This is a genomic window from Nonomuraea sp. NPDC004186, from assembly GCF_053603495.1.
In genome coordinates, this window is sequence record NZ_JBSGFQ010000227.1 from 1 (window position 1) to 9,859 (window position 9,859).

Genomic DNA, 9,859 nt, shown 5'->3' on the forward strand with positions numbered 1-9,859 from the left:
GCGCCGTTGCCCAGGGTGGGCTTCGTGACGGGCTTCTCGCCGTCCACGGTGAGAGCCGCGACCTTCCACTCCGCCCCGGGGAACGGGCTCATGAAGTGCGTCAGCAGGTCCACCGCGTAGTCCGGCACCTGGCCCCCCGGATCCAGCAGCGACACCATCTGGGGCCCGTCGGCGCCACGCAGCGTGATGGAGCTGGACCCGTTCCCGGCCGCGAAGCCGGGCTTGGCGTCCACCGTCACGCACGCCAGGCTGATCCCCGCCGCCTTGATCTCCTGCTTGGCGCCGATCCGCCGCATCCGCTGGTCGTAGCGGCGCAGCGCGAGCGAGTCGGTGGGGGCCAGCCGCACCGAGTCGCGGAAGACGTCGCTGCCGACCTCCCTGCTCAGCCGCACGTCCAGGGAGACCTCGGGCCGCAGGTCCACCCCCTTGGCAGCCAGCTTGAGCTGACCGTAGTCGCCCTCGAAGCCGGGCGCGACGTACCCGAGGGCCGGGGGCGCCTTCAGCCCGAACGGGACCTTGCCGGGCCGGATGCGCAGCCACGACACGCGCTGCGCGTCCAGCGACAGGTCCTTGACCGCGCTCGCCTGCAGCCCGAACTTCCCGCCGACGTTGTAGGTGAGGAAGCCCGTCGTGTACGGGACCTCCTTGCTCACGGAGATCTGCTGCGGCGCGACCGCGTCCATCCGCAGCCCCGCGTGCAGCGACAGGCGGCCCGTGGGGACGGGACGGGAGACGAGGTCGAGCGACTGGTCGGGGTTCATGCGGATCGTGGTGTCGGCGGCCAGGTCCTTGACCGCGAACGACACGTCCCCGAGCCTGCCCTGCGGGTCCACGAGGCCGCCCTCCACGCCGAGGTAGCCGTCGAGGGTGCTGACGTTCGACTTGTAGGTGAGCGCCGGCACGCTCAGCCCGGCGGCCGAGGCGTCGGCGTCCACCCCGAACGAGGCCGGCACGTCCGCGAAGCGCAGCTCGCCGGTGCCCTTCCCGGCCAGGGTGACCTTGGCGTCCAGGCGCTTGACGGCCGCGGAGTTGTTGACGCGGATGCGGGTCTGGGCGCCGTACGTGCCCTGGACGGACACCGAGGCCGGCACGGGGTCGATCGACACGTGCCCGCGCAGGTCACCGGCCTCGGCCTGCACGTCGAGCGCGCCGAGCGTGGCGGCGGGCTCGATGCGGTACGCGGCCTGCACGGCGTTGCCCTGCGCCACTCCGAACGGCCCCAGCGACATGCTGGTGATCTGGGAGGGCAGCCCGGTCAGGGTGGCCCTGGCCTTGACGGGCACGGGTGACAGGACGCTGCTGGCGAGATAGACGCCGAGGCTCTTGCGCCGCGGGCTGAACCCCGAGAACGCGAACGTCTTACCCGTCATGTCCACGGTCACCTGGTCCGGCAGCCCGCTCACGTCCAGGTATCCCTGCAGGCCGAAGCAGCCCCGATCCGGCGTGCAGAACGGCCCCTGGGAGCAGCCCGCGGATCCGGCCGCGCAGCCGCCGTCCACCAGGGACACGCCGCCGGGCACGGCGGGGGCGGCCCGCATGCGGTCGAGCGCCCCGGCCTTGCCGAGCCAGGCGCGGGCGCGCACGTCCAGGCGCGAGCCGGCGTAGGTGAGCTTGCCCCCGTCGGAGGTGACCGACAGGCGGCCGGGCACGGGCCCGAGCGTGCCGATCAGGCCGTAGCGGGCGTCACCCTGCGTGACGTCGGCGTCCACGGCCAGCCTCTGCCGGGCCGAGCGGAAGTCCGCGCTGAACCCCTGCGCCGCCGGGGTGAACCCGACCTGCTTGAGCCCCTTCACCAGCACGCTGGCGTCCAGGTCGCCGGTCGCCTGGCTGTAGTGCGCCGACAGGTGCGGCCCGGTGGGAGCCTTTGCCCCGTCGTGGTTGGTGAACGCCACCTCCGCCGACCCGACCGGCCCGGACAGGCCGCGGAAGCGGTACGACGCCGGGTCCCACGAGGCGTCGAAGCGGGCCGGCACGCCGCTCACCTCGGCGGCGGCCCTGGCGTACCGGTCGCCGAGCTTGACCCTGGCCAGGGCCGAGACCTTGGCCACCGGCGCGTCCGCGGTCCAGGTGAGGGTCCGGGCGCCCGTGTCGGCGACCAGCTCGACGCTCTTGCGCACGCCCTCGACGGTCGCCTCCAGGTCCTCCCCGGACGGCGAGGTCACGTGCGCTTTATTGGCATAAATCTTGATCTGGTCAATCTTGGCGGACGTGGCGACCTTGACGGTCGAGCGCTCGCCCAGCTCCCACGACGCCTTGACGTCGTCGCGCACGCCCAGGACGGTGCCGTCGACGGTGGGGCCCGTCTCGAGATTCGTGTAGGCGGCGCGGATGCTGCGGATCACGCCGCTGGCCTGGTATTCGGCCTTCCGGCTCGCGGGGTCGAGGGTGACGTCCACGGTGGCGCGCGTGTTGGAGATCTCCAGGCGGGCCACGTGGGTGCCGTCGATGCTGGCCGCGCCCACGAACGAGCGCCCGCTGGAGCCCACCTCCAGGTGGGCGTGCGGCACGGCCCCGTACGTGACGTCGAACCCGGACAGCCCCGACAGCAGCCCCGACACCCCCACCGCGTCACCCTTCTTGATCATGGTGACGTGGCCGCCGCGCGGGCTGGAGATGGCGCCCTCGTTGCGCTGGAGCACCACGGCGAACCGGCCGATGGGTGAGCTGGTCGTGTGCGTGACGCGGTGCTCGGCCAGGTCGTTGACCAGGCGCACCTTGGCCGGCAGGTCGCTCAGCTCGGTCCTCAGCACGGTCTTGTCCGCGGCCCGGTCGAAGAAGAGCAGAGAGGCCGCCCCGGCCCGGCCCTTGGCGGACTCGACGGTCAGGGTCTGCTTGCCGTCCGCGGCCGCGTACTTGGCGGTCATGGTCGGCGGCACCTTCCTGACCTGGGCGCTCAGCACCCTGGCCAGCTTGCCGTCACGATAGGTGAAGCTGTGCAGCCGGGCGCGGGCGATCGAGGACGGGCTGGTGAAGCGGACCTCGCCGTCCGACAGCCGCACCGCGGCGCGGGCGGGCATGCGGTCGAGCACGGCCTGGGTGAACTGGCGGCCGTTCACCGCCAGCGCCTCCAGCTTGGCGGGCGCGGAGGCGTGGACGTCCAGGGAGGGCGAGTCGAGCGCGGCGGTCACGCTGAGCTTCTCGGTGGCGGGCGTCTGGCGCAGGCTCACCACGCTGCGGCCGGTCAGCCCCGCGACCAGGGCCGCGGACTTCCCGGGATCGGTACGCTTCACGCTGGCCTTGACCTGCTTGCCCGTCAGGTCGACGCCGAACGTCCCCCAGTCGAAGGCCGACAGCGACCCGCCGTGCCGCAGGCCGTCGAACCCGACCGACACCTTGCCGTCGTACTCGGCCCAGACCAGCGCCTTGACCTGCCCCTGCGACAGCCGCTTGACCGCGAACCCCAGCCCGGCCGCCCCCTCCATGGGGTTGGCCGTGGGCACGAGGTCGGCGGCCAGGTCGGGCCTGCCGTCGCCGGTGACGTCGGCGACCGCCGGCGTGGCGACCGGCTGCGAGATCGAGCAGGAGACCGGCACGGCCTCGCTCTGGACGCAGAGCCGGTACGTCAGCCCCGGCACCACCTTGCCCAGCCCACCCAGCCCGTCGAAGGCCTTGAGGATCGGCGCCAGCGGCTTGATCAGCGTCAGCGGCTCGGCGTCCGCCGTGTCGGGCAGCACACTCCGGACGTCGGGCGCCTGCCTGCCGAAGCCCTGTTCCTCCTGGACGGAGGCGGCCTCGGAGGTGACCTCGTCAATGAGCCCCGGCCCGGCGGGCGTGGTCACCTCGGGCTCGTCGGGCCCCACCCGCCCGGTGCCCGCCGGCCTGACGGCGAGCGAGGGCCGGGTGGGAACGCTGACCGCGGCGGCCGGCGGCTCCTGCACGGCGGGCACGGGCTGGACCCTCACCTGGGCGTGGCCCGGCGTCTGGGCCTGGGCACTCGGTGGCAGGGCCACCAGGACTGTGGCGCTTGCGATGGACGTCGAAGCGAGCACGCGCAGAAGGGCGTGCGGCATGAAACGTTCTCCCCCGGACCGGTCTAATTCATCCCATCAGAAACATAGGTCACGATGCGACCACACCTCCTCACAGGTAGTCAAACCCGCCTGAACATGGGACCCCAATTTTCAGGATCACTGTCAAGCGGTTGAGTCTCCATCTAGGGGAGGCGGGAAGGTGGAGACATGGCGCTCTACTCCATCGGTGACCTGGCCCGGCGCACCGGGCTGACGGTCAAGACCATCCGGTTCTACTCCGATCGGGGGATCGTGCCGCCTACCGACCGCAGCCCCACCGGCTACCGCCTTTACGACCTCGACGCCGTCGCACGCCTGGAGCTCGTACGGACGCTGCGCGACCTGGGAGTGGACCTGCCCACGATCCGGCGGGTCGTGGCACGCGAGGTCTCGCTCCCCGAGGTCGCCGCGGCGCACGCCGAAGCGCTGGCCGTGCAGATCCGCACGCTCCGGCTGCGGCGCGCGGTGCTCACGGCGGTGGCCAGGCGCGGCTCCAGCCCCGAGGAAATGGATCTCATGCACAAACTGGCAAGACTCTCCGAGGACGAACGCCGCCGCCTCGTCGACGACTTCCTGGAGGCCGCCTTCGACGGCCTGGACACCGTTCCGGGGTTCGCCGGGATCATGCGCTCGATGACGCCCGAGCTGCCCGACGACCCCTCGCCCGAACAGGTGGAGGCCTGGGTGGAGCTGGCCGAGCTCGCGCAGGACCCGGACTTCCGGGCCGCCGTCCGGCGCATCCTCGCCCGGCACGCGGCCGAACGAGGCGAGGCCGACGCGCCCCCGCGCCCCGGCCCCGCCGCACTGGCCCGCGACCACGCCCGCCCGGCCCTCGCGGCGGGTCTCGCCCCCGAGGCCCCCGAGGCGGACTCCGTGGTGGCGGCGGTCGTGGCCGCGTACGCCCGCGACCTCGGCCTCCCCGACGGCCCCGTCCTCCGGCGGCGGCTGCTGGACCGGCTGGAGGAGGCGGACGACCCGCGCAGGGACCACTACCTCGAACTGCTGGCGGTGATCAACGGCTGGCCCGCACCGGAGCCGCTGAGCCCCGCCCTCGGCTGGTTCACCGAGGCCCTGCGCGCCCGCCTGGGCTGACGTTCCCGGCGGGTCCAGTACGGTTTCGCCGTGATCTCTGAGCTCGGTCGAGTGTGTTGAGATGGGCGGTGGCGGCTAAGCGTCTGGGCTCGCGGGTCGTGGTGCTGCTGTGGGTCGGTCGGGGCCGGATTCGTGTGGTGTGGGCCGGCACGGCTCAACTCGAGGACGGCGGTCAGACGGCCTCGGCGGGCTCGACCACCGCGTCGGGTCCCGGGAAGACGAGTTGCTCGTGTCCGTCCTTGAATCGCACCAGGAACGGTGGCGTGCCGTTCTCGCCCCGGGTCTCGATGATCTCGCCTATCCGGTCTCCATGGCCGACAACGTTGCCGTGGACGATCAGGTGGTCACCGACGTTCGCGTGCATGATGAGTTCCTCTCAGCTGGTCTTGGGCAACTTTGAGGTTCCTTCCCACATTGCACCCGAAGGGCCGCCCCGCAAAGGGCATGCCTTTCTCATGCCGCGTCTTAGAGAAATCTGCAAGCCCGCGCCCGACGCCTCGGCCATCCCGCGCCGCAGTAGCGTCGGTGCGGGAGGAGATCCGCGCGGCGTACCGTTCGGTGACGCTCGGGCGCATGACCACGGACGAGTTCTGGGCGGCGCTCGGCCTGACGGCGCGGGACGAGCACTACTGCCGGGAACACGAGCTCACGGCCGGCACCCACGAGGCCCTGGACGAGCTGGCGGGCGACGGGTTCGAGCCGGCGCCCTACGAGGCGGTGCTCGGCGAGCTGGGCGCTAGGGCAGGAAGGCGTCCAGGGCGGCCAGATCGTCGGGGGTGAGCTCGACGGCGGCCGCGTCCAGGTTCTCCTCCAGGTGGGCGAGCGACCCGGTGCCCGGCGTGGGCAGGATGACGGGCGAGTGGTGCAGCAGCCACGCCAGCGCCACCTGACCGGCACTCGCCCCGTGCCGCCGCGCCGCCTCCGGCAGGCCGTCGCGGACCAGCGAGCCGTTGCCCAGGGGGAACCACGGCAGGAACGCCAGCCCGCGCTCCTCGCACACCCGCAGCACCGGCGCGGACTCGCGGTCCAGCAGGTTGAAGCGGTTCTGCACCGAGGCGATCTCCGTGATCCCCAGCGCCCGCTCCAGCTCCTCCACGGTGACCGTGTCGAGGCCGATGTGCCGGATCTTGCCCTCCTGCCGCAGCTCGGCGAGCGTCCCGAGCTGGTCGGCCAGCGGCACGTCCGGGTCGATCCGGTGGAGCTGGTAGAGGTCGACGGTGTCGGTCTTGAGCCGGCGCAGGCTCGCCTCGCACATGGCGCGCAGCCGCTCGGGCCGCCCGGAGACGTGCCAGACGTTGGGGCCCGTACGGACGACTCCGCCCTTGGTCGCCACCACCAGATCGTCCGGGTACGGGTGCAGCGCCCGCGCCACCAGCTCTTCGGCCAGGTCGGGCCCGTAGTTGTCGGCCGTGTCGACGAGCGTCACCCCGCGTTCCACGGCGCGGCGCAGGATGGCGACGGCCCCGTCCGGGTCGAGGCGCGGCCCCCAGTAGCCGGGCCCGGTGAGCATGCCGGTGCCGTACCCGAGCCGGTTGACCCGCAGCTCGCCGGCGATGTCGAAAGTCTGGCTGGTCACTGTGCCCCTCTCAGTAGCTGTGGTCCGCCGTGACGTCGGCGGAGGCCGACACCGCCCGCTCGGCCGCGCCGCCGCGCAGCGCGAGCACGATCATGGACAGCGTGTCGACGATGGTGAGGTGGGCCAGGCGGCTGGCGACCGCCTCCATCCCGAAGACGAGGTCCTGCCCGCCGCCGACGAGCACCCAGGTGCTCTCCTCGGCCAGCGGCGAGCTGGCGTAGCTGGTGATCGCCACGACCCGCGCCCCGGCGGCGCGGGCGCGGCGGGCGGTGTCGACGGTGGAGCGGGTGGCCCCGCTGTGGCTGATCGCCAGGCAGACCGACGGCTCCGGCAGCAGCTCGGCGGCCAGGTGCGCGGTGAGCGGGTCGGGCGGCAGGTCCACCGGCAGGCCGAGGGCCCGCAGCCGGTAGGCGGCGTCGACGGCGACCGCTCCCGACAGGCCGGTGGCGGCGAACAGCACCCGGGCGGCCCCGCTGAGCGCCTCGGCGGCGGCGTTCAGGTCGTCGCGCGACAGCGTGGCGCCCAGCCCGCCGAGCGCCTCCTGCGCCGCCCGTACGGTCGCGGCCAGCGGGTCGCGGTCGTCCTGGGGCTCAGGCCCTCGCGGCGTCTCGCGGGCGGAGGCGATCTTCAGCTCCTGGTAGCCGCCGAACCCGAGCCGCCGGCACGCCCGTACGACGGTGGACGCCGACGTGCCGGCCAGCCGCGCCACGTCGCTCACGCTCAGGTGGACGAGCCCGGCGCCCTGGTCGAGCACCACCTGCGCGACCCGCGCCTCGGCGTCGTGCAGCCCGGAGAGCCTGGCCCGCACGGTAGCCGCGAGGGAATTGCGTTCCATGGCGGCAGCGTAGCAGAGAACGAAATTCCGTCTTGATACCGTGGTGGGCATGCGTCCCATGGAGCAGCGGACGATCCTCGTCACCGGCGCGACCGACGGGCTCGGCCGGGCGCTGGCCGCCGACCTGGCCGCACGCGGCGCGACCGTCCTCGTGCACGGCCGCGACGACCGGCGCGGCCACGACACGCTGGCGGAGATCCGGGCCGCCGTCCCAGCCGCGCGGCTGCACTGGTACCGCGCCGACCTGGCCTCGCTCGACGAGGTACGCGAGCTCGCGCAGGCCGTCTCGGCCGACCACAAGGACCTCGACACGCTGGTCAACAACGCGGGGATCGGCACGACCGTGCCGGGCGGCGGGGCGCGGCAGGAGAGCGCGGACGGCCACGAGCTGCGCTTCGCGGTCAACTACCTGGCCGGCTACCTGCTCACCCGGCTCCTGCTGCCGGTGCTGCGCGAGTCGGCCCCGTCCAGGATCGTCAACGTCAGCAGCCTCGGCCAGGCCCCGATCGACTTCGGCGACGTCATGCAGGCCGCCGGCTACAGCGGGGTGCGCGCGTACTGCCAGAGCAAGCTCGCGCAGGTGATGTTCACCGTGGACCTGGCCGAGGAGCTGGCGGGCACCGGGGTCACCGCCAACGCCCTGCACCCGGCCACGTACATGCCGACCAAAATGGTCGCCACGCCGGTCAGCGAGCTGCGGGAGGGCGTGGAGGCCACGTCGCGGCTGGTCACCGACCCCGAGCTGGACGAGGTGTCCGGGCGCTTCTTCGACGGCCTGCGGCCCTCGCAGGCGCTGGAGCAGGCGTACGACGCCGGGGCGCGGGCCCGGCTGCGCGAGCTGTCGGAAAACCTGTCGAAGGCGCGGCCACCGGCTCACTAGCGTTTGCCGGTGCACATCTATCTGGAGACCGGGCGGCTGGTCCTGCGCCGCTTCACCGAGTCCGACGCCGGCCACCTCTTCACCCTCCACAACGACCCCGAGGTCATGGAGTTCCTCAACGGCGGCAAGCCCACGCCGCGCGAGGTGATCGTCGGGAAGACGCTGCCCGCGTTCATCGCAACCGGTTTCTTCGCGGCGATCGAGAAGCCGTCCGGGGCCTTCCTCGGGTGGTTCCACCTGCGCGCGCCCAAGGGCACGCCGGACGACGAGCCGGAGCTGGGCTACCGGCTGCACAAGTCGGCCTGGGGCAGGGGGTACGCGACCGAGGGCTCGCTCGCGCTGATCGACAAGGCGTTCCGGGAGCTGGGCGCGCGCCGGGTCTACGCCCAGACGATGGCGGTGAACGTGCGCTCGCGGCGGGTCATGGAGAAGTGCGGGCTGCGCTTCACCCGCACTTTCCACCTGGAGTGGGAGGACCCGCTGCCAGGAGCCGAGCACGGTGAGGTGGAGTACGAGCTGACGCGCGCCGAATGGGAGACGCGCTGACGCGCTGACCCCGACCTGGTGCACTGGTCGGACCAGTCGCTAGGGTGCCTCGTATGGGATATGACGCGCTGTTCCGCCTGGATGGGCGGCGGGCCGTGGTGATCGGGGCGGGGAGCGGGATCGGCCGGGAGGCGGCGCTGGCGCTGGCCGCCCACGGGGCTTCCGTGGTGTGCGCCGACCGCGACCTGGCCTCGGCCGAGGAGACCGCCGCCGTGTGCGGCGGCGACGCCCGGCTGCTCGACGTGCTGGACGCCGCCGAGGTGCAGAGGGCCGCCGGGGAGGAGCCCGCCGACGTGCTGGTGTTCACGGCCGCCACGAACGTCCGCAAGCGGCTGCTCGACTACTCCGGCGAGGAGTTCGACCGGGTGGTGGGGCTGAACCTGCGGGCCTCGTTCGACGTGGTGCGGGCCTTCGGGGCGGGCATGGTCGAGCGGGGGCGCGGGTCGATCATCGGGTTCGCCTCGATCCGCGCGTCCGTGACCGAGCCGGGGCAGAGCGTCTACTCGGCCACGAAGGCGGGCCTGGTGCAGCTGCTGCGGACGGCGGCGGCCGAGTTCGGGCCGCACGGGGTGCGGGTGAACGCCATCGCGCCCGGCGTGGTGGAGACGCCGCTGACCAGGCAGATCAAGGACAACCCCGACTGGTACGCCGCGTACGCGAACAAGAGCGCGCTCGGCCGGTGGGCGACGGCGCGGGAGATGGCCGGCGCGGTGGTCTACCTGGCCGGCGACGCGGCCAGCTTCGTGACCGGCTCGGTCCTGTACGTGGACGGCGGCTGGACCGCCGTGGACGGCCGCTTCGACCCGCCCAACTAGAAAGGCGCCGGGGGCCGGGGGCCCCCGCCCCGGGCCCCAGACCACCCCCCACGCGGGGCCGGTTTTTGCCAAACCCGGGCCCCTAAAACACGCCGATGGGCACGC

The 9,859-nt window shown here is 73.0% G+C and carries 8 protein-coding genes and 1 pseudogene; 5 read left to right on the forward strand and 4 right to left on the reverse strand.

From position 1 onward, the window contains the following. A pseudogene (locus ACWEPL_RS64035) lies at positions 1–4,010 on the reverse strand (hypothetical protein); the annotation flags it as partial. A 168-nt stretch (positions 4,011–4,178) separates the two neighbouring features. Between ACWEPL_RS64035 and ACWEPL_RS64040 the strand changes: the two are divergent. After that, positions 4,179–5,102, forward strand: a complete 924-nt coding sequence (locus ACWEPL_RS64040) for a MerR family transcriptional regulator (protein ID WP_452442740.1) — start codon at positions 4,179–4,181, stop codon at positions 5,100–5,102. Between the two features lie 172 nt (positions 5,103–5,274). On the opposite strand, the gene ACWEPL_RS64045 is transcribed toward ACWEPL_RS64040, so the two are convergent. Further along, a complete protein-coding gene (locus ACWEPL_RS64045) occupies positions 5,275–5,466 on the reverse strand; it encodes a DUF1918 domain-containing protein (protein WP_363974374.1) in 192 nt (63 codons plus the stop codon). A 161-nt stretch (positions 5,467–5,627) separates the two neighbouring features. Between ACWEPL_RS64045 and ACWEPL_RS64050 the strand changes: the two genes are divergently transcribed. Next, positions 5,628–5,882 (forward strand): hypothetical protein, encoded by a 255-nt coding sequence (locus ACWEPL_RS64050; RefSeq protein WP_452442742.1) that lies wholly within the window; start codon positions 5,628–5,630, stop codon positions 5,880–5,882. Here the strand turns inward: ACWEPL_RS64050 and ACWEPL_RS64055 are convergent. Further along, positions 5,839–6,612 (reverse strand): aldo/keto reductase, encoded by a 774-nt coding sequence (locus ACWEPL_RS64055; protein WP_452442750.1) that lies wholly within the window; start codon positions 6,610–6,612, stop codon positions 5,839–5,841. The genes ACWEPL_RS64050 and ACWEPL_RS64055 overlap by 44 nt on opposite strands. A gap of 76 nt (positions 6,613–6,688) precedes the next feature. Continuing rightward, the gene (locus ACWEPL_RS64060) at positions 6,689–7,513 is read right to left on the reverse strand and encodes a MurR/RpiR family transcriptional regulator (RefSeq protein ID WP_452442744.1); all 825 of its coding nucleotides are present in this window, start codon (positions 7,511–7,513) and stop codon (positions 6,689–6,691) included. A gap of 49 nt (positions 7,514–7,562) precedes the next feature. Between ACWEPL_RS64060 and ACWEPL_RS64065 the strand changes: the two genes are divergently transcribed. The 3 genes from ACWEPL_RS64065 to ACWEPL_RS64075 are packed head-to-tail and all read left to right on the forward strand — an operon-like array spanning position 7,563 to position 9,754. Continuing rightward, complete coding sequence (locus tag ACWEPL_RS64065) at positions 7,563–8,393, forward strand: SDR family NAD(P)-dependent oxidoreductase (RefSeq protein ID WP_350727849.1); 831 nt, start codon at positions 7,563–7,565, stop codon at positions 8,391–8,393. Positions 8,394–8,402: 9 nt separating this feature from the next. Beyond that, positions 8,403–8,939, forward strand: coding sequence for a GNAT family N-acetyltransferase (locus ACWEPL_RS64070; protein WP_452442746.1), 537 nt, complete (start codon positions 8,403–8,405; stop codon positions 8,937–8,939). 53 nt (positions 8,940–8,992) lie between these two features. After that, positions 8,993–9,754, forward strand: coding sequence for an SDR family NAD(P)-dependent oxidoreductase (locus ACWEPL_RS64075; protein WP_452442748.1), 762 nt, complete (start codon positions 8,993–8,995; stop codon positions 9,752–9,754). Positions 9,755–9,859 lie beyond the last annotated feature (105 nt).

Excerpts from the sequence above, each read along its gene's own strand:
- ACWEPL_RS64040 (WP_452442740.1), top strand. The coding sequence starts at position 4,179 with ATGGCGCTCTACTCCATCGGTGACCTGGCCCGGCGCACCGGGCTGACG.
- ACWEPL_RS64045 (WP_363974374.1), bottom strand. The coding sequence starts at position 5,466 with ATGCACGCGAACGTCGGTGACCACCTGATCGTCCACGGCAACGTTGTC.
- ACWEPL_RS64065 (WP_350727849.1), top strand. The coding sequence starts at position 7,563 with ATGCGTCCCATGGAGCAGCGGACGATCCTCGTCACCGGCGCGACCGAC.
- ACWEPL_RS64060 (WP_452442744.1), bottom strand. The coding sequence starts at position 7,513 with ATGGAACGCAATTCCCTCGCGGCTACCGTGCGGGCCAGGCTCTCCGGG.
- ACWEPL_RS64075 (WP_452442748.1), top strand. The coding sequence starts at position 8,993 with ATGGGATATGACGCGCTGTTCCGCCTGGATGGGCGGCGGGCCGTGGTG.
- ACWEPL_RS64055 (WP_452442750.1), bottom strand. The coding sequence starts at position 6,612 with ATGCTCACCGGGCCCGGCTACTGGGGGCCGCGCCTCGACCCGGACGGG.